General features: G+C 45.6%; 1 protein-coding gene. It reads right to left on the bottom strand.

Going from position 1 to position 259, the window contains the following annotated elements; all coding sequences use genetic code 11:
• On the bottom strand, positions 1 to 259 hold a 259-nt coding region (locus D9K81_RS18330), incomplete at both ends, for a GTP-binding protein (RefSeq protein WP_227602124.1).

Raw genomic sequence — 259 nt, 5'->3', positions numbered from 1 at the left:
TGCCTCAACAAGAGCAACAACAGCGTCTTCGCCATATTGGCTAGCGTCACCGTTAAGTGCAAGAAGAGCAGAACCACGGATAACTGGAGTGTCATCACCTGGGAAGTCATAAGTAGAAAGAAGTTCACGAACTTCCATTTCTACCAATTCAAGAAGCTCTTCGTCGTCTACAAGGTCGCATTTGTTTAAGAATACAACGATGTATGGAACGCCTACTTGGCGAGAAAGAAGGATGTGTTCACGAGTTTGTGGCATTGGG

Origin of the sequence: Acinetobacter chengduensis (genome assembly GCF_003664645.1) — a bacterium.
GTDB lineage: Bacteria > Pseudomonadota > Gammaproteobacteria > Pseudomonadales > Moraxellaceae > Acinetobacter > Acinetobacter chengduensis.
The sequence above is the reverse complement of the archived record's forward strand: the minus strand, read 5'-3'. Positions and strand labels throughout refer to the sequence as shown.